This is a genomic window from Reticulibacter mediterranei (genome assembly GCF_016587455.1).
This window is the reverse complement of record NZ_BNJK01000001.1, coordinates 4,794,077-4,819,680: the sequence shown is the minus strand read 5'-3', so window position 1 is coordinate 4,819,680 and position 25,604 is coordinate 4,794,077. Positions and strand designations below refer to the sequence as shown.

At 52.8% G+C, this 25,604-nt stretch carries 19 protein-coding genes and 1 other annotated feature; of the genes, 11 read left to right on the top strand and 8 right to left on the bottom strand.

Translation table 11 applies throughout. The features are described 5' to 3' along the window. The first annotated feature begins 145 nt into the window (after positions 1-145). Positions 146-410: a binding site (T-box leader), on the top strand. Between the two features lie 50 nt (positions 411-460). The 5 genes from pheS (K3T83_RS20745) to K3T83_RS20725 all read left to right on the top strand — a co-directional run bounded on the left by pheS (K3T83_RS20745) (position 461) and on the right by K3T83_RS20725 (position 7,995). Beyond that, positions 461-1,507, top strand: coding sequence for a phenylalanine--tRNA ligase subunit alpha (gene pheS, locus K3T83_RS20745; protein WP_220204849.1), 1,047 nt, complete (start codon positions 461-463; stop codon positions 1,505-1,507). A 96-nt stretch (positions 1,508-1,603) separates the two neighbouring features. Continuing rightward, positions 1,604-2,407 (top strand): phenylalanine--tRNA ligase subunit alpha, encoded by an 804-nt coding sequence (pheS, locus tag K3T83_RS20740; protein ID WP_220204848.1) that lies wholly within the window; start codon positions 1,604-1,606, stop codon positions 2,405-2,407. Positions 2,408-2,476: 69 nt separating this feature from the next. Beyond that, positions 2,477-5,014 carry a phenylalanine--tRNA ligase subunit beta gene (gene pheT / locus K3T83_RS20735; protein WP_220204847.1) on the top strand — a complete coding sequence of 846 codons (2,538 nt, stop codon included), beginning with the start codon at positions 2,477-2,479 and terminating at the stop codon, positions 5,012-5,014. Positions 5,015-5,082: 68 nt separating this feature from the next. Further along, positions 5,083-5,694: a PadR family transcriptional regulator gene (locus K3T83_RS20730; RefSeq protein ID WP_220204846.1), complete on the top strand. Its 612-nt coding sequence runs from the start codon at positions 5,083-5,085 to the stop codon at positions 5,692-5,694. A 513-nt stretch (positions 5,695-6,207) separates the two neighbouring features. Continuing rightward, positions 6,208-7,995, top strand: coding sequence for an MDR family MFS transporter (locus K3T83_RS20725; protein WP_220204845.1), 1,788 nt, complete (start codon positions 6,208-6,210; stop codon positions 7,993-7,995). A 163-nt stretch (positions 7,996-8,158) separates the two neighbouring features. On the opposite strand, the gene K3T83_RS20720 is transcribed toward K3T83_RS20725, so the two are convergent. Beyond that, positions 8,159-10,915: a winged helix-turn-helix domain-containing protein gene (locus tag K3T83_RS20720; RefSeq protein ID WP_220204844.1), complete on the bottom strand. Its 2,757-nt coding sequence runs from the start codon at positions 10,913-10,915 to the stop codon at positions 8,159-8,161. A gap of 257 nt (positions 10,916-11,172) precedes the next feature. Between K3T83_RS20720 and K3T83_RS20715 the strand changes: the two genes are divergently transcribed. Continuing rightward, complete coding sequence (locus tag K3T83_RS20715) at positions 11,173-12,525, top strand: AAA family ATPase (RefSeq protein ID WP_220204843.1); 1,353 nt, start codon at positions 11,173-11,175, stop codon at positions 12,523-12,525. Between the two features lie 122 nt (positions 12,526-12,647). Here K3T83_RS20715 and K3T83_RS20710 read toward each other — a convergent pair whose 3' ends face one another. From K3T83_RS20710 to K3T83_RS20680, 7 genes are all read right to left on the bottom strand, one after another. Further along, a complete protein-coding gene (locus K3T83_RS20710) occupies positions 12,648-12,977 on the bottom strand; it encodes a Rieske (2Fe-2S) protein (protein ID WP_220204842.1) in 330 nt (109 codons plus the stop codon). A gap of 9 nt (positions 12,978-12,986) precedes the next feature. After that, positions 12,987-13,394 carry a Fe-S cluster assembly sulfur transfer protein SufU gene (gene sufU, locus K3T83_RS20705; RefSeq protein WP_220204841.1) on the bottom strand — a complete coding sequence of 136 codons (408 nt, stop codon included), beginning with the start codon at positions 13,392-13,394 and terminating at the stop codon, positions 12,987-12,989. Between the two features lie 99 nt (positions 13,395-13,493). After that, a complete protein-coding gene (locus K3T83_RS20700) occupies positions 13,494-14,765 on the bottom strand; it encodes a cysteine desulfurase (RefSeq protein ID WP_220204840.1) in 1,272 nt (423 codons plus the stop codon). Positions 14,766-14,866: 101 nt separating this feature from the next. Then, positions 14,867-16,318 carry a Fe-S cluster assembly protein SufD gene (gene sufD / locus K3T83_RS20695; protein ID WP_220204839.1) on the bottom strand — a complete coding sequence of 484 codons (1,452 nt, stop codon included), beginning with the start codon at positions 16,316-16,318 and terminating at the stop codon, positions 14,867-14,869. Further along, entirely contained in the window at positions 16,311-17,126 is an 816-nt protein-coding gene (gene sufC, locus K3T83_RS20690) for a Fe-S cluster assembly ATPase SufC (protein ID WP_220204838.1), read from the bottom strand. The genes sufD and sufC overlap by 8 nt, the downstream gene beginning before the upstream one ends. A 190-nt stretch (positions 17,127-17,316) precedes the next feature. Next, positions 17,317-17,850 carry an RrF2 family transcriptional regulator gene (locus tag K3T83_RS20685; protein WP_373324538.1) on the bottom strand — a complete coding sequence of 178 codons (534 nt, stop codon included), beginning with the start codon at positions 17,848-17,850 and terminating at the stop codon, positions 17,317-17,319. Positions 17,851-18,214: 364 nt separating this feature from the next. Continuing rightward, a complete protein-coding gene (locus tag K3T83_RS20680) occupies positions 18,215-19,027 on the bottom strand; it encodes a class I SAM-dependent methyltransferase (protein ID WP_220204837.1) in 813 nt (270 codons plus the stop codon). A gap of 525 nt (positions 19,028-19,552) precedes the next feature. Here K3T83_RS20680 and K3T83_RS20675 point away from each other — a divergent pair. From K3T83_RS20675 to K3T83_RS20655, 5 genes are all read left to right on the top strand, one after another. Continuing rightward, positions 19,553-20,878: a basic secretory protein-like protein gene (locus K3T83_RS20675; protein WP_220204836.1), complete on the top strand. Its 1,326-nt coding sequence runs from the start codon at positions 19,553-19,555 to the stop codon at positions 20,876-20,878. Positions 20,879-20,964: 86 nt separating this feature from the next. Beyond that, the gene (locus tag K3T83_RS20670) at positions 20,965-21,852 is read left to right on the top strand and encodes a cyclase family protein (RefSeq protein WP_220204835.1); all 888 of its coding nucleotides are present in this window, start codon (positions 20,965-20,967) and stop codon (positions 21,850-21,852) included. Positions 21,853-21,982: 130 nt separating this feature from the next. Beyond that, entirely contained in the window at positions 21,983-23,401 is a 1,419-nt protein-coding gene (locus K3T83_RS20665) for an amidase (RefSeq protein WP_220204834.1), read from the top strand. Positions 23,402-23,413: 12 nt separating this feature from the next. After that, a complete protein-coding gene (fxlM, locus tag K3T83_RS20660; RefSeq protein ID WP_220204833.1) occupies positions 23,414-24,691 on the top strand; it encodes a methyltransferase, FxLD system in 1,278 nt (425 codons plus the stop codon). A 44-nt stretch (positions 24,692-24,735) separates the two neighbouring features. Further along, positions 24,736-25,596 (top strand): DUF2785 domain-containing protein, encoded by an 861-nt coding sequence (locus tag K3T83_RS20655; RefSeq protein ID WP_220204832.1) that lies wholly within the window; start codon positions 24,736-24,738, stop codon positions 25,594-25,596. Positions 25,597-25,604: the final 8 nt, after the last annotated feature.

Sequence of the window (25,604 nt, the reverse complement as noted above, 5' to 3'; positions counted from 1 at the left end):
TCAGTTATAACATCAGCGTTACAGTCACGATATTTCTTGCCAGATATTGCGGTTCGCACACAGCTATCGACAATTTATTGGCAATCTGGTATACTTTATGCTAATAAGAAAACTATGCAATAGCATGTATTATCCTGATGTTTGTGTAAAAGCAATGACAGGGAGAGTAAGCGTAGAGGAATCGCGCAGGGAGAAAGGGTCGCCGACTGCAAGCCCTTTTACGAGACCATTCGCCGAAGTTCACCCTGGAGCTGGCTGTTGAACTCATTGTAGCAAGTAGACAGCCCCGGATCGTCTCCGTTATCGGACAAACCGAGTGGGATTGTTTCCGCCTTTTTTCGTTGTGCAGATCAATCCAAAACGGGTGGTATCACGGAGATTGCTTGCAAGCCGACAACTTCGTCCTGTTGTGACGTTGTGTGTCGGTTTTTTTGTTGTTATACAGTGGAGTCGAGGTATTATGATTGAACAACATGAAGATTTATTGGAGCAATTGGAAGCTCTGCGCTCCCGTGCTCTGACAGAACTGGCGGCGATCCACTCGTCCAACGAACTGGACGAATGGGACACTCGCTATCTGGGGCGCAATCGCGGCGAACTCAAAAACATCTCAGCCGTCATGCCCAAGTTGACGAAAGATGAGCGCAAGATCGTCGGTCAAAAGATCAACGACGTGAAGAAGGATCTGGAACACCAGCTTGCGGAGAAGCGCGAAACGCTCAAACAGAACGAATTGATGCAGGCACTCGAACAAGAACGGATCGATGTCACCCTGCCTGGACGCGCCACGCCCGTTGGCCATATGCACCCCCTTTCGCGCGTCATGCTGGAGGCTACACAAATCTTCGCCAGAATGGGCTTCAATATCGTGCAGGGCTTAGAGGTAGAGACCGATTATCATAACTTCCAAGCTCTCAATATTCCCGCCGATCATCCAGCACGCGATATGCAAGACACCTTCTGGGTCTCGCCTGGTCAGATCTTGTTACGCACCCATACCTCGCCGATGCAGGTGCGCGTAATGAAACAGACGCAACCACCAGTTCGTGTGGTGGTCCCTGGCAAGGTGTATCGTAACGAGGCCGTTGACGCCACCCACGAAGCGATGTTCCACCAGATTGAGGGTCTGCTCATTGACGAATATTGCACAATGGCCGATCTGAAAGGATCGCTGGAACGGTTCGCACAGGAGTTGTTCGGCGAAAAGCGCCGCGCCCGTTTCCGGGGCAGCTACTTCCCATTCACCGAGCCAAGCGCTGAGATGGATATCGATTGTCCCATGTGCGATGGCAAAGGGTGCCGCGTCTGCAAATATAGCGGCTGGGTAGAAATTCTGGGTTCCGGCATGGTCCATCCCAAGTTGCTGCGCGAAGTTGGCTACGATCCCACGAAATATCGTGGCTTCGCATTCGGGGTAGGCGTGGAGCGTCTTGCCATGCTCAAATACGACATCGGCGAAATCCGCCTGTTCTCGGGCAACGATCTGCGCTTCTTACGACAATTCTAACCTATTCATGTAAGAAACATTTTAGCAAAGACGAGTGGTGAATGTGGGCATGCAGTATCTCCTGCGCGGCCCATTGAAGATGCGAAGGTCAAAAATATGGCAGGTCAACGAAATGATACGCTTGAGCATTTGCAAGCTTGCCAACAAACTATAGATGTCACACAGCCAGGGCGTGGAGTACAACCGGGATATATCCATCCTCTTTCACTTGTAGCGCAAGAGATGGCAAACATCCTGGTCAATATGGGCTTCAATATCATACAGGGACGAGAAGTAGAAACTGATTATTATAACTTCCAGGCGCTCAACTTCCAGGCTGACCATCCCGCACGCGACATGCAAGATACCTTCTGGATAGCTCCAGGGGAAATCCTGCTGCGCACTCAAACATCGGGGATGCAGATTCATGTCTTGGAACAGATACAGCCTCCCGTTCGCGTCATTGTGCCGGGCCGTGTCTTCCGCGAAGAGAATATCACGGCCTCAAATGGTGCTATGTTCCATCAATTAGAGGGTCTGCTGATTGACGACCAATGTACAATGGCAAATCTCAAGGGTTGCCTGAAGCACTTTGTCGCAACAATGTTTGGTGCTGCCCGTCCTGTGCGCTTCCGAGCCAGCTACTTCCCCTTCACTGAGCCAAGTGCTGAAATGGATTTGCGGTGTGGCGTCTGCTACGGCGAAGGATGCCAGACTTGCAAATATACCGGTTGGCTAGAGCTAATGGGCTGCGGCATGGTCCATCCTAACGTACTGCGTGCGGTGGGCTATGATCCCACAAAATATCGTGGCTTCGCATTCGGTATGGGTATTGAGCGTGCCGCCATGCTTAAATATGATGTTGACGATATTCGCCTGTTCACCAGCAACGATCTGCGTTTCTTACAACAATTCGCGTAACACAGCAGAGATAGAAAAAACATTCAATACGCCGTCTAACCAGGCAGAAAAAAGAGGAGTGCTTCACTCATGAGAGTCCCGTTAAGCTGGCTCAAAGACTATGTAGATATTACTATGTCTCCTGAAGAACTGGCCCATACCCTGACAATGGCCGGTCTTGAAGTAGAGGCAATTGACTATATTGGCAAAGACTGGGGCGATAAGATTATCACAGCCCAGATTATTCACCTGGAAAAAGTTCCGGGTTCCGACCACTTGAACTATACACGAGTTGTCACGGGGACAGAAGAACTCGGCGTCATCTGTGGTGCCCCGAATATCCAGCAGGGCGATAAAGTCCCGCTGGCACTGCCCGGCGCAAAAATTGGCGATATCACCATCACCGAAGCGCGCAAGATGAACTACATCTCCCAGGGCATGCTCTGCTCGCCACGCGAACTGGGCATGGGCAACGATCATTCAGGCATCTATATTCTCGATCCACATACGGAAGTCGGGCAAAAGCTGGTCGATCTTCTAGGCGAGGTCGTGCTGGAGTTCTCCATCAAGGCCCATCGCGGCGACCTCTCTTCAGTAGTTGGGATCGCTCGCGAAGTCGCCGCCCTGACCGGGCAACCTTTGCGTATGCCCCAACCCGTTTTGCACGAACAGGGCACACCAACCGAAGAGATGGTCAGGGTCACGATTGAAGATCCCGATCTCTGTCCACGCTATACCGCACGCATCATCAGCGGCGTCAAGCTCGGTCCCTCGCCCGACTGGATGGGACGCCGTCTGCTCGCTGCTGGAATGCGTCCAATCAATAACGTGGTGGACGTGATCAACTATGTGATGCTAGAGCTTGGACAGCCTCTACACGGCTTCGACTACAACCTGATACCAGAGCAACATATCATTGTGCGCCGCGCCCACGAGAAGGAAACGATCAAGACGCTCGATGATGTCACGCGCAAACTGACGCCTGATATGCTGTTGATTACCGATCCCAAAGGGCCAACTGCCATCGCTGGCGTGATGGGTGCGGCGGTGAGCGAGGTCAACGATAAGACGGATACGGTGCTACTGGAAGCCGCAAACTTCCAGGGAAGCAGCGTGCGCCGAACCTCGGTCAAGCTCGGGCTGCGTACCGATGCTTCCAGTCGCTACGAGAAGGGTCTTGATCGCGAACTGGTCAACATCGGCTCCCTGCGCGCCTGTCAATTGCTAGAAGAGCTTGCTGGTGGCAGCGTACACCCTGGCGTCGTGGATTGCTATCCCAAACCCGCTCAGCGCCGCGTCATTTCCTTCTCAATCGATGAGGTGGAATGGCTCACGTCGATGAAGGTCACACAGACCGAAGTCGTAAATGCCCTGACCGCGCTTGGCTTCGCGGTCAAACCAGATGAGCAGGGGAAAACGATGCTGGTGACGGTGCCAACGTATCGCAACGATATCGAGGAGGGAGCCGATCTGGTGGAAGAGGTAATCCGTCTCATCGGCTATGATAAAATCCCGAGCACCATTCCAACTGGCCCGCTGCCTGAGCCAATGCACGACGATTGGTTCGAGCGCGAACAGGAGGTGCGCAATCTGCTGATCGGCGCGGGACTCAACGAGATCGTCACCTATTCGCTGACCAGTCGAGCACGCATGGTCAATCTGCTGGCCTATGCCAACGCCGATACCGCTCGCTATCTGCTGCAAGCTCCCGTTGGCGCGAATAATGCTGCACACCAGGCCGTCGAGTCGTCGAACGGAACTACGGCGGTGGCGACGTTTGATCCGCGCTCGATTCCTGCGGTCGTGCTGGCAAACGCACTCAGCAGCGATATGGAGGCTCTGCGCCTGACGCTGATGAGCAGTTTGATGGAGACCTTGCAGGAGAATAGCAAGCGCAACAAGGCTGGCCTGCGCTTCTTCGAGGTGGGTCGCCGCTATCTGCCAACCGATGGCGCAAATAGTCTGCCCGACGAGCGACGCACAGCAGGTATCGCGCTCTGTGGCCCCGCCGAGATCTCGTGGATTGAAGAACTGGCACGCCCGGCCGATTTCTACGATCTAAAAGGTGCAGTGGAGACTCTTTTAGAGGGCTTGAAGATCACCAACTACCGCTTCACGCCCACTCAGCATCCATCCTTCCATCCCGGCCGTTGCGCGCTGCTAGAACTGCCGCGTCGCGTCGGCGAGAACGAGGAGGTGTTCAGTCCCGCCGGAGTGCTTGGTGAGATGCATCCGCTGGTGCAGCAGCGCTACGATCTGCCGCACCGCGCGTATCTGGCCGAGATCGATCTGGAGCGGCTCTATGCTGCGGCTCCTGCTCGCACCGCCTATCAGCCGCTCTCGCGCCATCAAGAATTGACGCGTGACCTGGCCCTGGTGGTCGCTCAGGATGTGCCTGCACAGGACATTCACGACGCAATCCTGCGCAACGGTGGCGAATTGTTGCGCTCAGCGACACTCTTCGATGTCTACACTGGCGAACCGATCCCATCTGGCAAAAAGAGCCTGACCTATTCGCTGGTCTATCAATCGCAAGAGCGCACGCTGACCGATGCCGAGGCGAACGCGCTTCAGGAGCAAATTATCCAGGCATTAAACAAAGATTTCGGCGCGGTCCTCCGCTCGTAAAGGTTTTACCACGTAGCGACAACCGCAAGGGATGTCGCTACGTGGTACATGCAATAAGGAACCATCTCATGTACGAACTGGTTATTCTGGCTCAGTTGATGGCCTATCCCGCTCATGGCTATCTGATTGCGAAGATTATCAATGATATTATCGGTCCTTATGCTCGCCTCAGTTCTGGCAGGCTCTATCCTCTGCTGGCAAAACTGGAACAGAACGGCCTGATCGCCGTTGATACCGAGGCACAGAGCGGTCAGCGCGGTCAGCGCCATCTGCGTATCTACAAAATCACTGAGGCAGGACGCCAGCGCTTTCACCTCCTGATGCGCGATACCAGTTCCAACCCCGGCGACTATCACGAGTTGTTCCGCATCAAAGCAACTGCCTTCGAGTTCATTCCCCCAGTCGAGCGTTTGCGTCTGATCGATCACTACATCCATTACTGCCAGGCCCATATTCACCATCTACACAGCGAAATCGATGCGATGTGGAGCGACTCTCAAAACTATCCCCAATTGGTTGCCTCCCCTTATCGTGTGCAATGTATCGTCAATAGCATGGAGCATGCTACTGAGCGCTGGCAACTCGAACAGGACTGGGCCAGAAGCCTGCATGCTCGCGAACTATCCCTTGCGAATCAAGCTGCCGCCAATGATATCTTTCCCACATTAGAGCCTCAATAATCTAGAAATATCTCTCAGAACATGTATTGCCCTTGTATCTGAAATATCATTATTCGCACAATAATGCCTGCATCATTCCTGGCAGCAAAATCTCACATTTCATTGATAGTTTCAGCCATTTTTCTTTGGTGATTTCTTCCAATTTGTTAATAATAACTAGATTAATGGTAATAAACAGCAAATCATCAGCAAAAATCATTGACAAACCGTATATTCATCAGTATACTATCTCACAGTGACATATGAAATTCACGGGTGACCCTCCTCAATGATGAAAAGAGAGAAGAATCATGACAAAGGATGTCAGGAATAGGATGGTATACTATTCTGGCATGAGTTAATCTGCCTCAAAAAGGCGTCCATTTCATATGCTTATTGGATAACATATATCAATCAAAAACACTGTCCATCGGGTCGGTTTTTTTTCGCGCTTTTTTTGTTATCCTTATTTCGCTTTTATTCATTCTTCTTTTTCTCTATTAAAGAAGTCTATAGAGCAAGGAGCAATTCTTTATGAGTTCTGTACATACGGAGGACATTAAATCAGTGCAACCGTCCGAAGCGCAGAGCCACGAGCGGCGTTTACGTGGAATGGCGCTTACCAGCGTGATGATAGCGCTGCTCCTCACGCTTCTACTAGAAGCATTGGATCAGACGATCGTTGGTACGGCAATGCCAAAAATTATTGGCGAGTTGCAGGGATTTGATCGCTATACATGGGTTGTTACTGCTTACCTACTCACATCTACAACGCTGGTTCCAATCATTGGTAAGCTCTCCGACCAGTTCGGGCGCAAATGGTTTCTGGTCGTTGGCGTAGTCATCTTCTTGCTGGGTTCGGTGCTGGCCGGAGCTTCACTGACGATGAATCAACTCATCGCATTTCGCGCTTTGCAGGGTCTGGGTGCTGGCGTTGGCCTGGCGCTGGTCAATACGGTCATTGCTGATATCTTCCCGCCCGTTGAGCGAGCGAAATGGCAATCCGCGTTTGGTGCGGTCTACGGCTTCTCGAATCTGGTAGGTCCGACCTTTGGCGGCTGGCTCACCGATCACGGCCCGTTAGTTGGTACGCTGGTGACGGATAGCACGCGCTGGCGCTGGGTCTTTTATATCAATCTGCCTGTGGGCCTCATTGCCCTCATCGCGCTGCTTGTCTTCTTGCCGCCCAACGTTTCCGTCAGAAGCAATTCCGAGACCGGCTGGGCCGCTGTACGACGCATCGATTTTCTGGGAGCTATCCTGGCTTCCGCTGCCACTATCTGCCTGCTGCTCGGTCTGACCTGGGGTGGTGAACAGGGCGATTGGGGTTCACCCCTGGTGATCACGATGCTGGCGGGGGCAGTTGTTCTCTTCACGCTCTTTCTCGTCACCGAGCGTTTCGCCATCGAGCCGATCCTGCCGCTCGGTCTCTTCCGCAATCAGGTCTTCTCAGCCGGCATCACCCTTTCGCTGTTGCAAATGATGCTCTTGCTCGGCGTGTCGCTCTACATGCCGCTCTATATGCAAGGGGTACTCGGCCTCTCGGCAACCGGTGCTGGTGCAGCCATGACGCCGATGTCGGTGATGATGGTTGTTAGCGCGATGGTGGCAGGTATGCTTATTGCCCGGCTCCAGCGCTATCAGGTTATCGCCATCGTGAGCGCGCTCATCATGTGTGTCGGTATCTTCCTGTTGACGCGCATAACAGCATCAACCAGCCTGCTTGAAACGATCTTCTATATGGTAATCGCAGGACTCGGCACTGGCACATTCTTCTCTCTGCTCAATATTGTCGTGCAGAACACTCTCCCGCGCACTCAACTCGGCATTGGTACAGCTGCGGTTCGCTACCTGGGACAGCTCGGCGCGACGCTGGGTGTGGCTATTGTGGGAACGGTGGTCAATAGCTCGCTTTCCTCCGATCTCGCCAATCGCATTCCGGCCACGACTGTACAGCAGTTAACGCCAGCAGGAGTGAAGGCCGCCACCAATACCCAGATCCTCATCAATCCACAATATCATGATACCGTTGTGCAGACTGCGAAAGATATGGCAGCGAAAAACGCTGCGGCTCAGGTTCCCGCTGGTCCACAACACGACCAGATTGTAGCCTCTGCTATGATGCAGGCCGCACATTATGCTCAACAACTGATGGATCAGGTAGTGGCGACGCTCAAGCTCTCGTTGATGGTCGCTCTGCAACACGGCTTTCTCGTGGTGCTCGTCTTCGCCGTCTTCGCCCTGATTACCACGCTCTTTTTGAAAGATGTACCTATGGCTCAAGCTTCCACAGGAGATGCTCAGGAAGAAAGCAAAGCATAATAGATGATGAGATTTAACAAATGAAACCGAAGCTGTAGTTCGTAGTTGAGCGATTTATCGCTGTAGAGCGCCTGAAGAGCGGGTCCGCCGTGATAAATCGCTCAACTACGAACTACAGCTGAGATGGAAGTATACACATGTTATATTGGTACTTGTGAGAGATTTAAAGCAGATTGAGTGCTCGGGCGGTCTCGCAAGCAGCCACACGATTGTTCACCTGAAGTTTGCGATAGATGCTTTGAATCTGCGTGCGCACCGTATTGACAGACACGATCAATTCCCGCGCGATTTGTGGCGAGGAGGAGCCGGTTGCCAGCAAACGCAAGACGCGCATCTCCTGGGGACTAAGTGCCTCTATCGGCTGCGAGGACACAGAGGATTGCGCAAAAGCCTGTAGCAGTGTATGCAGATACGTACTCAAGAGCTTATCCTGCACTTGCGAGACAATACCGCGCAACAACATCTCCATCGTTGCCCCTTCGTCCAGAAAAAGCCGCTGATGGCCTTCCAGGTGCGCCAGCGCAATCACCTGTAGTATTCGCTGCCTCGCCTCGACAAGCTGCTTGTTTGCAAACTCTGCCAGAGCCAGCAACACTTGTATCCTCAATATGCTATATTGCCGTTCGGCCTTCAAAGCAGCTTCTAGCAAACGAGTTAGCTCCGTCAGCGCATCCTGCACCCCACCGCGTGCAAGATGCAAACGAGCTATCAGCAATGCATCCTGTTCGCGTTGTACGCATGATAGCGGCTCTTTCTGCTGGCTAGTATGCAAGGAGGCGACCTGACGCTGGGCCGAGACAAGATCGCCCAGAGCAAGATACAGCCCGATTTGCACCAACAACACATCGCGATAGAGCATCGGCAGTGTTTGTGGCTGGATGCGAGCAAGCAGGGATGTTACCAATTGCATTGCCGATGAGGCCTCTCCTCGCGCGTGCAAACCACGAGCCTGGAGCAGTTGTGAGCGGATCTGACACTCCTCATCAGCAAGCACCTGGCCAAGTGCATAGGCTTCTTGCACATACTGCTCCACCATTGCGAGATCATTGCGCTCGTAGGCAATCTGAGCGGTGCCCAGCAGCGCATGCCCACGGTCAGAGCTATACTTCTGCTCGCTGGTTGATGCCAACACCTGACGACAGTATTCACCAGCCAGATGGAGCTGTCCCTGCTCAAAACAGACCCAACCCATCAACACCGTAATTGTACGAATAAACGCCCGGTTTCCCGACACTTCACAGGCTGCACGAGTTTTCTGGAAGATACTATATGCCAGATGATACTGTCCCTCAAGCAATGCCCGTCGTATCCCGATGATATTTTCGGCAATGCTATACCAGGGAAACGCATCTTCAGAGAGAAAAAGGAGAGCCTGTTGCGCATACATTGCCGCCTGCTCAATGGCATCCTGGCCCCAGGCAATCCAGGCGCGCAAGGCGAGAAGCTGCCCCAACGCAGCAGCATTTGCGGTGCCACGAAATCCCGTCTCGGCTGCCTGCAATAGCTCTTCCACGCGTGCTAGCGTAAGAGCATCGAGCCTGTCTGCCATAGAGACAAATACGCGTGCAACAGCATAGTTTAAACAGAGCGATGGAACTTGTTTGAGCCTGGACAGAGGAACATATTCTAGCCAGCGGATGAGCGTATGATACTCATGCAACTCCAGAAAACGCAGCGTCGTTGTAAATTGCTCGATCAGCGCTACAATACGCGCGACATCTCCACCTGTGAGTGCGGCTTCGATGGCCTGTGGAAGCATATCCTGCCGTTCAAACCAGAGGCTAGCACGATGCGACGCTGTTTGCAGAGTGGCCGCACCAAGACGACGGCTGGCCTCCTCGCGCATGGCCTCAGCGAAAAGGGTGTGATAGCGATACCAGCGTCCACTTTCGTCCAACGACTCCACAAAGAGGCCCATGCTCTCCAACATCTTCAGCATATGCTCACCATCATCTCGCTCTGTGACGCTATCACAGAGCGAGGCGGTGAGGCGACTCAAGATGCTTGTTTGCAGGAGAAATCGTTGGCAACTCTCAGATTGCAGCGCCAGCACCTCGGAGACAAAATAGACCTGCAATGGGCGGTTGTTCCCGGCAAACGAGGTGAGTAAACGCTCAACATCTTGCTGTGAGGTCTGATCTTGTAGTGCCAATGAGAGCAAGCGCAATCCCGCAGCCCAACCATCCAGGCGAATATTCATCTGTTTGATAATACGCTCAGTCAGTGGAACCCGTATCTTCTGTTGCAGGAAGCCTTGAATCTCCGCTATCGAAAAGCGCAAATCCGCCATATGCACCTCACACAGATTGCCGCTCGCGCGCAGCCGTGCCAGCGATAGAGGTGGCTCGTTCCGCGTAATGATGAGGAGGTGCAGGGTTTCCGGCAGGTGATCAAGCAGGAAGGCCATCGTTCGGTGAATCTGAGGCGCGATTATCACATGATAATCTTCCAGCACCAGGATTCCCTCCGACACATGCATCAGGGCGTTGAGCAGGGCGATCAGCACTTCGTCCAGAGCCGAAGACTCAAAGGGTGTCTGTGTAGCGGCCTGTAGCAACGCAAACACGGGCTGCATAGCATCGGGAGCATCGACCGGGAGAACGTTCTGGCAGGCCGTAATCACGTAGCGCCAGAAACGTTGAGGATCGTTATCTTCAGCATCCAGCGCAATCCAGGCCAGCGGCGGGAATTGAGGATCAGCACGACGAGCCGTCAACCACTGACAAACCAGCGAGGTCTTGCCAGAGCCAGCCGGAGCCGAGAGCAGAGTCAACTTGCGTGTCCTTCCCTCATCCAGCCGCGCGAGGAGGTGCTCACGCCGCACCAGGTCAGGTGACAGACGCGGCGCATGCAGCTTTGCCTCGATGATTTGCAATTGTCCATTTTGAAGATGTGCTGGAAGTTTTTGCCTATCTACCATGCCTTTATTCTAACATGAGATCGCTCCAAAACAGAGATGCTATAAATAAACTATCACGGAAGGCTCATCTACAAAACCCTCTAGCGTGAGTGCGAATGTGATAGCAGCAAGGCTTGTCTTAGCACCTATCATATTCGTAGTTATGCTGTATAAACTTCATAGACAGCACCAAATGTCTTACACTGCAACTTCTTACAGCCAGATCCGTACATGCAAAGTAACTTCTGTCAATCACATAACAATTCCAGGAGAAACATTTGGGAAAAGAACAAATTATTCGTGAGGCTCTGGCTCTTCCTGAGACAGCCATTGATTATCATGTCAGCCAATATCTGGCTGAAAAATTTCCTGAAAAAGTATTAGTTGAAGGCAATGATACGCTCTTCAATGTCGAGACCTACGCACGGGCAGGACACTGCTCATTGGAGGTGCAAACGTTCATCCACAATCAGGTCATCACGGACTGGCAGGGGAGCGAACTTAGTTCAGGCATTCCCACAATGATTGCTCGCTTCGGTGGTTTCATGGAAAAGACCGCTGGTGAATCATCAGAAGAAGAAATAAGCGACAGTTCCAAAAATGCCTGGTTTACCGTCCAATGGAAGGATAATACACTCGATATTCTGGTGATGCACTGGCCCACAGGCTTCAGTCGCGTCATCTATGCCTACTGGATTCTCTGTGATAGCCATCAGATAGCAAAAGATTTCATTCAAGAGGTGTGCCGCTGGAATGCGGAGGTGCGCGGCGAGGTTCTCGTCTTTTCTGGTAGCTGCTGGAAAAAGGACGCCCAGCTTTTCCAGGCTATTCAGGGTGCCTCTTTCGACAATCTGATCTTGCGCGGCAACCTCAAGCAGCAGATTCGCGAAGATCTGGAACGCTTCTTTACCATGCGCCAGACCTACGACGAATACAACATTCCCTGGAAGCGTGGCGTATTGCTTGTTGGCCCTCCAGGAAACGGCAAAACCCACACCGTCAAAGCGCTGATCAATGCGTTGAATATGCCCTGCCTGTACGTCAAAAGCTTCCGGGCAGAACACTCAACAGATGAAGACAACATCCATGCTGTCTTTGATCGCGCACGCAAGTCTGCGCCCTGCATCCTTGTGCTTGAGGATCTCGATTCACTGCTGAACGAGGAGAATCGCTCGTTCTTCCTCAACGAATTGGATGGATTTGCCTCCAACACCGGGATCGTCACCCTCGCCACCACCAACCATCCCGAGAAGCTTGATCCCGCCATCCTGGATCGCCCCAGCCGCTTTGATCGTAAATATCCCTTCGATCTACCAGAACAGCCCGAACGCCTGGCCTACATCACCCTCTGGAATGAGACGCTCAAACCCGCCCTGCGCATCAGCGAAGCTGGAGCCGTCCGACTGAGCGAACTCGCCGCTGGCTTCTCCTTTGCCTATCTGAAGGAGCTTTTCCTCTCCTCAATGATGCACTGGGTTGGCTCGGCAGGACAGGAGACAATGGAACAGGCGATGATCGATCAGGTCGATGTTTTGCGCGAACAAATGGTCAGTACACCTGATACCAGCGAGGAACCGCCCCAACCCAAACTGCCCTCGCCGCGCCGCCGAATGCGCATACAATTGAGCTAACAAACTCCATACATAACTCAACTCTCATAAAGATACTATAGAGGAAGAATATAAACTTGTGAGGGATGTTATAATTGCGCGGTTTCTGCGCAATTATAACATCCCTCACAACCCGTTAAAAATTATTCGCTATACTCTTCGTCGGGGAGGCTGATAAAAATAGCGTTATCTTCCACCTTGACGGGATAGGTATATAAATCCTGGCGAGCCGGCCCACGTAGCACCTGCCCTGTGCGCACGTCAAATTGCGCACCGTGCCAGGGACAGGTGACGACGCAACCCTCAAGCTCACCATCATTCAAGGGGCCGCTGATGTGGGTGCAATTATCGGTGAAGGCGTAGATCTGCCCCTCAACTCTGGTCAGGCAAACGGGTTCCCCGTCCACCTCGATAGCATACATCTCACCCTCGCTAACATCATCGAGCGTGGCAACTTTGATAAAATTGGTCATGAGGCGACTCTACTCCTCTTCCTCATCATCCTGATCGGGCCTCTCCAATCCTGCCATCGCCAGTCCACGATGCAGCACACGCAGAGAGAGGAAGGCGCATTTGGTGCGAGCCGGGCTAATTGGAATGCCGAGCGACTCCAGAATGTCATCTTTGCCAAGTTTGATAACATCCTCCACTGGCTGGCCCTGGATCATCTCGGAGAGCATCGAAGCGGACGCCTGACTAATGGCACAGCCGCGTCCCTGGAAGCGCACCTCTTTGACATGATCCCCCTCTACGATCAAATCCATACCAAGTTGATCGCCACACAACGGATTCGAGTCCTCCGAATGCACATCGGGCGCTTCAAGCTTTCCATAGTTACGCGGATTCCGATAGTGATCCAGAATATATTCGCGATAATAATCCATTGACATAACAATTGCCTCTATTCAGGTATTTTTCAATACCGCCCGCGCTGGGTCTTGTGGGCAAGGCTCCTCTCCCTACGCGCGAAAACATCCATCTTGCAAAAATTACAAACTGAAAATCTGCTGTGCTTTGTGCAAACCCTGTACCAGCACATCAATTTCTTCTTTAGTAGTATAAACGTAGAAACTGGCTCGTGCGGTTGCAGATAGGCCATAACGGTCCATCAACGGTTGAGCGCAATGATGACCGGCACGAATCGCCACGCCAACTTCCTGATCCAGAATGGAGGCCAGATCGTGCGGGTGAATATCGTCCAGCGTGAAGGAGATAACGCCGCCACGCTGACTCGCATCAGGACCATAGATCTTCAAACCAGGAATGGCTTGCAACTGTTCCATTGCATAAGCGGTGATCTCGCGCTCATGCTGCAATACGGCATTCATGCCCAGGCTATTGAGATAATCTACCGCAACTCCAAGACCAATCGCTTCGGCAATGGCTGGTGTGCCTGCCTCAAACTTCCAGGGCAGATCAGCCCAGGTAGACTCGCGCAAATGCACCGTGCGAATCATGGAGCCACCACCCATAAAGGGGGGCATCGCTTCAAGCAGGGCGCGTTTGCCATAAAGCACGCCGATTCCGGTCGGGCCAAGCATCTTATGACCGCTGAAGCTTAGGAAATCCACATCCAACGCCTGCACATCAACTGGCAAATGTGGCACACTCTGAGCGGCATCAACCAGCGTAATTGCTCCCGCCTCGTGCGCCTGGGCGATGATCTGTTGAGCCGGAGTAATCGTACCAAGCACATTCGACATCTGGGTAAACGCCACCAGCTTTGGCTGCTGCTTCAAAAGTTCTTCATAGACATCCAGGCGCAACAGGCCGTTATCGTCGATCGGGATAAATTCTAGCCGCGCCCCCGTACGCTGGGCCAACAGTTGCCAGGGAACGAGATTGCTGTGATGCTCCATCTCCGTTACGATGATCAGGTCGCCAGCATGGATATTGGCCCAGCCCCAGCTATAAGCGACGAGATTGATGCCCTCGCTGGTGTTGCGGGTGAAAATAACCTGCTTGCTCTGCCGGGCGTTGATGAAACGCGCAACCTTGACGCGCGCCTTCTCCATCGCCGCCGTCGCCTCTTCGCTGACCTCGTAAACGCCGCGATGCACGTTGGCATGGTAGGTGCGATAATAGTGATCCATCGCCTCGATCACGGCTGCCGGCTTTTGCGAACTGGCCCCACTATCAAGAAAAACGAACGGCTTTCCCCCGTGAACCGGACGCGAGAGGATAGGAAAATCCTTGCGAATATCAGCAACAGTACGTGAGCCTGCCGCTCCAGGCGTTGTTGTATGGTCAGATGTAATCATTGACGCATCCCCTGATTGTTAACCCTGTTCGCGCATAACGACGATTCCACCACCATTATGTGCGAAAGGACGAGACACCATGCGCGGTGCCTCGTCACGTCCTAGTACTCGCTTAACTGGATCTCGTCGTCTTTGGGATTGCCATCAAGCGAGATGGCCTGCTCATCGACGCCCTCGATCTCCCAGCGCTCCTGAGCGTCCACCCAGGTATCGGCCTCCGTCTCATACTCACCGCTCATACGGCGTACAATACTGCGGCGCAGGCGAATACGCAGGTTTTCCAGCGGAATGCGCTGCAAGACCGGCTCAAAGAAGCCCTGCACCACGATGCGCTCGGCCTCCGGGCGTTGAATACCACGCACCATCAGATAGAAGAGCTGCTCCTCGTCGATCTGGCCGCTGGTGGCTCCGTGACTGGCGCTCACCTCGTTAGCGGCGATTTCCAGGCCAGGAATAAACTCAGCGCGTGCTTTCTTGCTCAACAGCAGGCCGTGTGCTGAAAGGAACGACGCCGTTTGCTGCGCTTTGGCGCGCACACGGATCATCCCATCGAACTCCACCCTCGACTCATCGGTCAGCACGCCCTTAACCAGCGTCTCGGCGTTGGTCGAGAGAGCCGCGTGGTCGGAGAGCGTATTGATGGAGTAGCGCTGATCGTGGTCGGTGAAGAAGACACCAACAAGCTCGCCCGCGCTGCCGTTGCCGTGCAGTCCCGCACCGATGGTGGCATGACTCAGCTTCGCACCCAGATCGGCCATAACGAAGGTTACGCTGCCATCCTTGTCATAGATCGCGTTTTTGTTGGTGATGTTCCACGTGTTCTGGTCGAGATCCTGCACGTTGCTGAACTCGACTCGCGCCTCGTTTTTCGCATAGACCTCCACCACATCGCTGAGCAACGAAGGTTGCCCGTTCGCAACGCTGGAGACGTATTCCTGAACGAAACGGACGCTGCTCTGCTCTTCGGCGATAATCAGCGTGTGCGAGAAGATACCAGCGGAGGCAGCATCGAGCCAGACCTGTGCCAGCACGGGATTCTCGATCTCAACTTCCTTTGGCACATACAGGAAGAAGCCAGCGCTCCAGAAGGCCGCGTGCAGCGCCGTATATTTACTGGCATCAACCGGCACGCAGTTTGTCATAAAGTGTTGCTGCACCAGTTCGGGATGCTCGCGCACTGCCGTTGCCAGATCGGTGAGGATCACGCCCTGCTGCCGCAACTCCTCGACCAGTTCCGTATGCACAACCGACGAGTTATGCTGCACGATCAGGCCAGAGCGCTCGTTGACCAGCGCCTCCTGCAAGGACTGCTCGATTGCAGTTGGTAAAGTTCCTTCTTCGGTCGGCACATAAGGATTGAGTTGTTGGAATTTGAAATTCGCCAGCGCCTTCAGCGTGCCCAGGTCACCACGACGACCAAGCGGGGCGGGAGTCTTCTCGTAAATCTCCCAGGCTTCCAGACGCTTCTGCAACATCCATTCGGGTTCGCCGCGCTGACGCGATAGCTCCACCACCGCATCACGAGTGAACCCGGTTGCCAGAGCATTAAGCATCAGCCGTCACCTCATTCTGCTGTTTAATCCACTCGTAACCCTTCTCCTCAAGTTCGAGCGCCAGTTCTTTGCCGCCGGACTTCACAACGCGGCCCTCGTACATAACATGCACAAAGTCAGGGGTGATGTAGTTGAGCATGCGCTGGTAGTGCGTGATGAGCAGGATACCCAGGTTGGGACCACGCAAGGCGTTGACGCTCTCGGAGACGATCTTGAGGGCGTCGATGTCCAGACCGGAGTCGGTCTCGTCCATCAGTGCGATCTCAGGCTCAAGCAGCGCCATCTGCAAAATCTCTGCGCGCTTCTTCTCACCACCGGAGAAGCCATCGTTAATGGAGCGGTTGATAAATTCGTTGCCTACTTTGAGCAGGTCCATCTTTGATTTCAACAGGTTGCGGAACTCGCGCGGGGGAATGGCTTTGCGCTTCGCCATCTGGCCGGTAGGATTCTCGCCCTCTTCAAGCGGCTTGTTGCCTTCGCGCACGGCCTCCAACGAGCGGCGCAGGAAGTTTGCTACGCTCACGCCGGGGATGGACATGGGATACTGGAAGGCCAAGAAGAGGCGCATACGTGCGCGGCGGTCGGGCGAATATTCGAGGATGTTCTCGCCCTTAAACCAGATCTCGCCTTCAGTCACCTCATATTTGGGGTTGCCCATGATGACGTTTGCCAGAGTACTTTTGCCGGACCCGTTCGGTCCCATCAGGGCATGCACTTCGCCCTGCCTTACAACAAGGTCAACGCCTCGTAGAATCGGTTTGCCTTCGATATTCGCATGAAGGTTCTTAATAATGAGTTCAGATCCCATTCTCTTAGACCACTCCTTAAATTATAGTCAGGGGCGAAATCTCGCCATTGCACTTATTGAATCGGGACGATAAACAGGCAGCCAGCCAACGCCATACAAAAAAGTTGAACAAAGGATTTGCAGACATGATCATCTATCCCACTCGACGGGCGGGGAGCAAATGGATGCACCACATCTGATACCAGTTGAGTTAGTTTGGTAGCGGTGCCTCTGGCTGTCGGTCAGGCAAATACTCGCCTGAGTTGACGCCAACGTGAATATTCGAGAGAGCGATAAACTGCGTGGGTGATCCCACCTGCTCGGTCTCCGTGACCAGCTCCTCTAACGTGATTGAATCGAGTGTCTGAGCCACTGCATCGCGTACTCGCGCCCACAGGTACTTGGTCTTGCAGGCGTCGAGGTAGCCGCAAATCTGGCTCATCTCGCCTTCAGTCGCGCAGATCATGGGAGCAATCGGCCCTTCCAGCACGCGCACGATCTCCCCCATCGTAATCTCGGCAGGAGGACGGCTGAGTCGATAGCCACCGTGCGCGCCTCTTGTACTGACTACCAGTGCAGGCTCGGCCTCACGCAGCAGCTTGACCAGTTGCTCCAGATACGCCAGCGGCAACGTCTCCGCTTGCGAAATGTCGGTCAATGATCGGGGGCGGCCACCATAATGGCGAGCGAGATCGACCATGATTCGCACGCCATATTCGCCTTTCGTGGATACCCGCAACATCATGGTTCATCCTCTCGTAATATATCGTCAGGTAATACGTCGTGTTGTCTTTGCATTGCTCTCAATTATTCCGACCTCATAACTAGGATATATTCTAACACTTGTCATGAACAGCGTCAACTGGTTCCCATAAACTCGCCTGCATCTGCTTAAAGAGCGAGAAGAGCCTGATCGGGACACTACAAAGCGTCCTTTTCAAGCTCCTCTCGCTCTTTTGAGAGCATATTGTTACATATTTGATATGTGCATTTCGTAGTGGAGCGATTTATCGCGTTGGTGGAAGCGCCCGTGATGCCGACCCAACGCGATAAATCGCTCCACTACGAAAGGAGTCTGATTTGGCTGTAAAAGCTCATTATCGCATTATTCATACATTTGGTTTGCGTCCAACCACAATCTGTCGCGTGCCTCTGCCGAAGGGCTTCCAATCATAGCTCCCATAGATGGCATCGATGCTGAAGCCGGTCGCCAGAAAGAGCATTTGCAGTTCGCGAGGGAAGAAGACGTGCATATCGAGTTTAGTGAGATAGCGCTCATTTTCTCCGCTCTCGTGGAAGAACTTCTCATGCGTCCAGACGATATGCTGCAACTGTTCATAGGGATCGAATTTGCGGCTGGTATAAAGTAACATCGTAAATTCGTCGTCGGGATCTTCGATCTCATCTTCGAGATAGACATTGGAGGGACGGTTGAGTGCATCGCTCAGGTAATCGATATCGGGGAGGAAGGTATCGACCACAAAGTGGCCATTGGGGGCGAGATGCTCCCAGGTATTTCTGAAAGTCTCTAATTGTTGTTCAAGCTCATACAGGTGACAGATAGAATTGAAGGGGAGAAAGATCAGGTCGTAATCGCCTTTGGAGGGAAGTTGGTAGTCGCACATATCGCCTTCGAGCAACTTCACGCGCTGCTGGATCTCGGGGGATTCCTGTGAGACTTTACGCAGATAGGCTTTGAGCATCTCTGGCTCGATATCCAGCCCATCCAGCAAGAAATCGCCCGGACCCTTCAACAACTCCATCCCGATGCGTCCACTGCCGCAGGCCAGTTCCAGCACATGGCAAGGCGTATAGCGCATCACCAACTCTTTCCAGAACGGTACATCCTGCTCCGACTGGCCCTGATATTCCAGGTCGTAGTCGTTGGCACGCTTGTAATATTCACCCATCTCGTAGGGCATTGTCTGATACCTCATAGGTAGAAAAAATGAAAGCAAACAACAAACACGGAGATATGCGGAGGAGGATCGACGTACCCCCACGAGGGCGTATGGGCACATGGTCTGGCAAGCATATTCCAGTAGTAGAGCTTACCATATTTTTGGTGAGTTGGCAATAGGGACTATCATAAGCATTTCAGGGATACTCAAAAGAAGGCACCTTCTCCTGAAGAATAGTGCATTAGCAAGTAGATAAGAGCAAGTAGGGTACTCTATCGGCCTGCTGAGGGGTATGATATACTTGTACCAGTAGCAGCTTAATTTCATCCTTAGCTAATAAACTACTTATTGGGTCTGCATCCCCCTTATTATCCATAATCTTTTCATGCAAAATAAGAAATAAGCATTTTCAACGCACATTCTTGATAAACGCGAGTCGCAAGCTTTCCAAATCAGCCTATATGCATAAGTTGTAAATTCTAACAAATTTACGATCCGCAGAAACTCACACCTCTCGTTCGTTTATCAATAAAGAGGTATATGTTCATGAAAAGATTGTTTCTAGCACTTTTTGTGTTGGTATTTCTGTCTACCATTCTCTCTTCTTGCCTACCAACACAGCCCGACTCGGCTTCCCACCATCCAACTCCAACCCCTACAGGCACCGGGGCAAACCATTCAGCAACCCCAATTACATCAAGTCCCAGAGAAACCTATCACTTGCAGATCCAGGGGGCAGATTCGACTTTAAACACCTTTGTTGCAAATGAGCAGCAAGAATTTACCATCGCCTATCCACAACTGGTGAAACGCTGGTCTGCCGATCCCCAAAAAGCGCCAACGACAGTCACGTTACAATTTGAAAAGAACCTGGGAAACCCGGCAGAAACGCTGTCAGGCAATCTAATCAAGGTTGACCTTGATTATGCTCACGCAAATCCCTATGATCCGGGCATGCTGACGCACGAGCTAACCCATGTTGTGCAAAGCTATCCAACCTATGTAGTCTGGCTCACTGAGGCCATTGCAAACTATTCCAGCCAGCTCTACGGGCCGCGCCGCGAGGAGACGTTTCGCTCGGCCTCCAAATATATTCCCGATACCACCTACACTTCTGATCCCTACGACACAGGTTCACGCTTCCTTTTCTGGATCTCTCAAAACAAGCGCCACGACATCGTAGATCGACTCAATCGCATCTTGCAAGCCAATAAGTACACGCCTGCCAGCTTTGTGCAGCTTACCGGACAGACGCTCGATCAATTGTGGGCCGAGTACCAGAACGATCACGGCAATGTCTTCACCCTTCAGAACAAGACGCCAGAGCAAATCTATCGCAGCGTTACTACCCTGGTTCCCGACCTGACCGCGCAATTTACCACGACCGATACCGAGCAGTGGCAGACAATCCAGGGGAATCACGCGAGTTGTGGTTATCAGGAAGCGTCTTATACAATCAATGTAAGAGCGACAAACACATTTCTTCCGTGCGCCAGTAACACCCTTGTTGGACACAATTTCGCGTATCAGGCGGATATGACGATTATAAAGGGCAATGGCGGCGGCCTGATCGGACGCGGCGTCGGTAGTAGAGGTCTGCGCTTCCGGGTCGGCTCCGACGGCACCTTCGATCTGGCTAATGGGCAGACAACGCTTATTTCCTCGACGAACACATCGATCAAATGGGGAGCACAGACCAATACACTGCTGATGGCTGTGGAGGATAAAGAGGTCTACCTCTATGTCAACGGCCACTATCTGGGACATGCCAGCGATACCTATACCGGAGGCGGCTACTTTGGCTTTATGGCCGTCGATTTCGGCGAGGCAACCAGCGTCAACTATCAGAACGTCAAGATCTGGCAATGGTAATGGCGCTTGAGAACACCTCATGCCTTTACATGGAGTCCGTCCTCCCCATATACTTGAAGAAAAGCTATCAGGGGAGGAGCATTATTATGGAGAAACGAGTCCAGTTCGACTTTGAAATCGAGTTCACCAATAGTGGCGGCATACAGGGTCAGGGCTTTCGCCTGGATATCCCTGGCGACGATATCACCGATCAGCAGCTCGCCGATTACATTGTCCGCGATCTACGGCTGCTGATGGTCGGCAAAGTCCATATTCACAACAAAACCATCCTTGAGGAAAAACATAAACGTCTAACCAGCACTCAGGGCGGCAGCGAGAAACTGATCGACTTGAGCCACACTATTGAGCAGGGATTGGTGACGTATAAAGGGTTGCCAGCACCCATCATTTGCGACTATTTAAGCCGCGAGGAATCGAAAAAGCAATACGCGCCCGGAACCGAGTTCCAGATTGGCAAAATCGAGATGGTCACAAATACGGGCACCTATCTCGATTGTCCCTTCCACCGCTACGCACACGGTAAGGATCTCTCACAAGTTGGCGTAGAACGGCTGGCAGACCTGGAGGGCATCGTTATTCGCGTTCCTCATAAAGAGATGTTTGTGATCAACGCCGACTTCTTCCGCAACAAAGAACTACGGGGGCGTGCCGTCCTGGTGCATACCGGCTGGGATGCCTATTGGAATACCGAGCAGTATTTTGAACATCACCCACACCTGACCGAAGATGCGGCTCAATATCTCGTCGAGTGTGGCGTCGCGCTCGTCGGCATCGATTCCGTGAATATCGACGACACCAGAACCGGCACGCGACCCGTCCATTCCACGCTGCTTGGTGCCGAAGTACTGATCGTGGAGCACATGTGCAATCTGGGTCAGGTTCCCGAAGAGGGCTTTACCTTTAGCGCCTTGCCACCAAAGTTCAAAGGAGCTGGAACCTTCCCTGTCCGCGCATTGGCAAAAGTACGATCATAAGTACGTTAACGCGTATTTATCGCTATAAAATGTGAACTGTATCATTGTACCGGGACACCAACCTGATACAATAGAGATCATGCTGTATTTCTCTTGACGACAAGACTATGCGAGAACAGGATAGAGAGCTATGCCTTACACGTCCATACGCGAAACCGCCGAAGAGGTCCACTCGGGGCTGATTACCCCTACCGAACTGGTCTTAGAGACCTTTGAGCGCATCGATGAAATGGAGGGCCAGATCCAGGCGTTCGTAACGTTGATGCGCGATCAGGCGCTCAAAGATGCGGAACAGGCCGAACTTGAGATGCGCACCGGCCTCTATCGCAGTCAGTTGCACGGTATCCCAATAGCGATCAAAGACCTTATTTCTGCCAAAGGGGTACGCAACACAGCTGGCTCAAAGGTGCTGGCCGACAATATTTCGCAGGAAGATGCGATGGTAGTAGAGCAGCTACGCAAAAATGGAGCCATCATTATCGGTAAAACCTGGACCTATGAATTCGCCTACGGGCCATTTTCCCCTCCTACGCACAATCCCTGGGACCGCACACGCACAACCGGCGGATCGAGCGGAGGTTCGGCGGCGGCCGTCGCCGCAGGGATGTGCCTGGGAGCCATCGGCACCGATACAGGCGGCTCTATTCGCATTCCCTCGGCCTGCTGCGGCATGACCGGCCTCAAGCCAACCTATGGACGCGTGAGTTGCTATGGCGTAATCCCCTTGAGCTGGTCCCTCGATCATGTCGGGCCAATCGCCAGAAGCGCGGAAGATTGCGCGATTATCTTCGATGCCATCGCGGCCTATGATCCGCGCGATCCTAATAGCGTTTCCGGCCCGCCAACATCGCCGAATCGCTATACGTCCTCGCTTATCAACGGTCCTGAAGGACGCGGCCCGCTCTCGCTGCAAGGTTTGCGGCTTGGCGTACCACAGGATGCCTTTGTTGATCCGCTTGATCCAGAGGTGCGTGCTGCCTGGAAAGCTGCACTGCACGTTTTTGAGGAAAGCGGGGCCATTCTAATCGATGTGGAACTGCCACGGCCAACAATGGATCTATACCGCACGATTCAGAAACCAGAGGCATCGCTCGCCCATATACAACGAGGCTGGTTCCCCGACAAAGCAGACCTGTACAGCGATATCGTGCGCACCCGGCTCGGCGAAGGTCAGCAGATCTCAGCCGTTGATTATTTGCAGGCGCTCCAGGAGCGGCGTATCTTTTCAAGCAGCCTGCGCAACATTATGCAGCGCGTTGATGCCTTCGTTCTGCCAACGCTGCCCATTCCTGCTATTCCACTGGAACAGACGGGTAAACCTATCATAGTCGATGGCGTCACCGAAGAGTCAGCTCCAGCTTATCTACGTTTAAATATGCCCTTTAATCTGTCGGGACTGCCCGCAGTCTCTTTCCCTTGCGGCTTCAACCCTGATGGTCTGCCCATCGGTTTACAGGTCGCAGGCAAGCCTTTTGAAGAGGCTACCGTTCTACGCATTGCGCACGCTTATCAACAATTGACCGACTGGCATCTACGGGAACTCCCATAAAGCATGGAGGCTATGAACTCTCACAGGTCGTTATCCAGCAAACAGAAGATCAGGTCGCTGCATCAACAGCTCGTTGATCAGATGAAAAGCAGCGGCCACCTCGCCTCTAGAAGCATTGAGGCAGCCTTCCGTGCGGTGCCGCGCCATCTTTTTCTGCCCGACAGCCCGCCGGAGGAGGTCTATCGCGATCAGGCAATCGCGACGAAATCGTTACAGGAGCGAGTCGTGAGCTCCTCCTCTCAGCCTACGATGATGGCAATTATGCTGCAACAACTTGATTTGCAGCCCGGTCAGCGCGTGCTGGAGATAGGGGCTGGCACGGGCTATAACGCAGCATTGATGGCTCGTATCGTCGGCAAGCGTGGGCAGGTCGTGACCATTGATATCGACGAGGATATCGTCGAAAGCGCTCGCGCCCATCTGCAAACAGCTGGCTATGGACACGTTCAAGTCCATTGTGCCGATGGGTTCGCCGGATATGCTGATGCCGCACCCTATGATCGTATCATCCTCACTGTTAACGCCGCCGATATCGCTCCCGCCTGGCGCAAACAACTCAAACCTGATGGGCGACTCCTTTTGCCGCTTTCGTTGCGCGATGCCCAGGTCTCCGCAGCATTCAAGCCGGTTGAAGATCATCTCGAAAGCGTCTCTGTCAGCTATTGCCGATTTGTCACGCTACGCGGCGCTCTAGCAGAAGAGACTCACGCCATCGAGCTACAACCTATCCCCAATGCTCTCGTTCTGAACACATCCACTGCCATTCCAGTAGAAGCAGCGACGCTTGCTGAATGGCTGGCCAGCCATTCCTATGAAGAATTGAGCACGTCAATAGACATAACTCAACAGGATGTTTTGCAAGGATTGGGCCTCTGGTTGGCAGTTCACGAACCAAACTCTTGCCTGCTGGTGGCGCAAGGAAGCATAGTCAATCCCAACATTATGCCGATGCTATTACACTCCTCCGGCCAAACGTCCATGCATATCACTATTGGGCTGGTGAACGAGCAAAGCCTTTGCTTGTTTCTAAAAGAGGGTGAGCAGAGCGCGGCATCAGAGATAGCAGCCCAACAACAAAAATTCTCGCTTAAGATACGCTGCTTTGGCACAGATCCACAGCATACTCTGGCTCACCAGCTCCAGAGGCAACTTGCAGCGTGGCAAGAAGCCAAACGCCCAACTATCGCCCGGCTCCATATCAAAGCCTATCCCACTCCTGCTCATTATCAGAAAGCCGAGCGGGAACAAATTGTCTCAAAACAATGGACTCAATTCGTAATTAACTGGTAACAGTTCTGTGGCTGGCTACAGAATAACCATCAAGGAGGCTCGTTGTGCAGACTATTAGCGAACAGGTGACAGACAAAGCATTTTTACGTTCTTTTGCTAAAAATAACTATGCCATACCCCAAAATACGGATGCCTTCAGCTTTGCGAAGGCACTTATGACGAACTTTTCATCCACTGACGAAGAATTACGCGACGAATTGAGCTATATGATCCTGGCAAGCGGCATTATCGATAAGAACAAGCTGACGAAACAGCAGTTAACCGATCTTCTCTCACTTGCTCTGGATCGCGACCATCTTTTTTACCACATTGGCGAAACAGAAAACGATACGGTTTTTATGCGCAGTTTCTCCAACCTTATCGTCGCCGCCATCCTGTATGTCGATGCCAAAGAGCAGATCCTTCCGGAACAGGTTGTGCAGCAGACAAAGACGGATCTACTGCTCTATGCGCGGGAAGAGAAGGACTGGCGCGGCTATATCAAGGGCAAGGGCTGGGCGCATGCAATGGCTCACCTGGCCGATGCGCTTGATGTCTGCGCACAGAACCCTCGTCACTCCACCAGAGATCACCAGCAAATCTTGGAGTTGCTGAGAGATCTGGCGAAAGTGACGACACCGCTTTATCACGAAGAAGATATGCGCCTAGCTACTGTCGCGTATCATATTATCGCCTGCAAAGAGGTGGACGACGATTTTTTGAGCCACTGGCTAGATAGCTGCTTCGTGGTGCGCGATCCCAATGTTTCCACATGGAGGCGTGCCAGCAACATGAAAAACTTTCTGCGCAGCCTCTACTTCTTGCTACTCTGGGATAATATGGCGCTCTCGCTGCTTGAGCAAATCTCAAGCCAGCTGAAACGCCTCGATGCACCCTATGTCGAAACGGGAGCAGGTAAAGCGTAAAGAACTGA

What these genes read in the sequence shown, in the direction of transcription:
- pheS (WP_220204849.1), top strand. Translation starts at nt 461, where the DNA reads ATGATTGAACAACATGAAGATTTATTGGAGCAATTGGAAGCTCTGCGC.
- pheS (WP_220204848.1), top strand. Translation starts at nt 1,604, where the DNA reads ATGGCAGGTCAACGAAATGATACGCTTGAGCATTTGCAAGCTTGCCAA.
- pheT (WP_220204847.1), top strand. Translation starts at nt 2,477, where the DNA reads ATGAGAGTCCCGTTAAGCTGGCTCAAAGACTATGTAGATATTACTATG.
- K3T83_RS20730 (WP_220204846.1), top strand. Translation starts at nt 5,083, where the DNA reads ATGTACGAACTGGTTATTCTGGCTCAGTTGATGGCCTATCCCGCTCAT.
- K3T83_RS20725 (WP_220204845.1), top strand. Translation starts at nt 6,208, where the DNA reads ATGAGTTCTGTACATACGGAGGACATTAAATCAGTGCAACCGTCCGAA.
- K3T83_RS20720 (WP_220204844.1), bottom strand. Translation starts at nt 10,915, where the DNA reads ATGGTAGATAGGCAAAAACTTCCAGCACATCTTCAAAATGGACAATTG.
- K3T83_RS20710 (WP_220204842.1), bottom strand. Translation starts at nt 12,977, where the DNA reads ATGACCAATTTTATCAAAGTTGCCACGCTCGATGATGTTAGCGAGGGT.
- sufU (WP_220204841.1), bottom strand. Translation starts at nt 13,394, where the DNA reads ATGTCAATGGATTATTATCGCGAATATATTCTGGATCACTATCGGAAT.
- K3T83_RS20700 (WP_220204840.1), bottom strand. Translation starts at nt 14,765, where the DNA reads ATGATTACATCTGACCATACAACAACGCCTGGAGCGGCAGGCTCACGT.
- sufD (WP_220204839.1), bottom strand. Translation starts at nt 16,318, where the DNA reads ATGCTTAATGCTCTGGCAACCGGGTTCACTCGTGATGCGGTGGTGGAG.
- sufC (WP_220204838.1), bottom strand. Translation starts at nt 17,126, where the DNA reads ATGGGATCTGAACTCATTATTAAGAACCTTCATGCGAATATCGAAGGC.
- K3T83_RS20685 (WP_373324538.1), bottom strand. Translation starts at nt 17,850, where the DNA reads ATGATGTTGCGGGTATCCACGAAAGGCGAATATGGCGTGCGAATCATG.
- K3T83_RS20680 (WP_220204837.1), bottom strand. Translation starts at nt 19,027, where the DNA reads ATGCCCTACGAGATGGGTGAATATTACAAGCGTGCCAACGACTACGAC.
- K3T83_RS20675 (WP_220204836.1), top strand. Translation starts at nt 19,553, where the DNA reads ATGAAAAGATTGTTTCTAGCACTTTTTGTGTTGGTATTTCTGTCTACC.
- K3T83_RS20670 (WP_220204835.1), top strand. Translation starts at nt 20,965, where the DNA reads ATGGAGAAACGAGTCCAGTTCGACTTTGAAATCGAGTTCACCAATAGT.
- K3T83_RS20665 (WP_220204834.1), top strand. Translation starts at nt 21,983, where the DNA reads ATGCCTTACACGTCCATACGCGAAACCGCCGAAGAGGTCCACTCGGGG.
- fxlM (WP_220204833.1), top strand. Translation starts at nt 23,414, where the DNA reads ATGAACTCTCACAGGTCGTTATCCAGCAAACAGAAGATCAGGTCGCTG.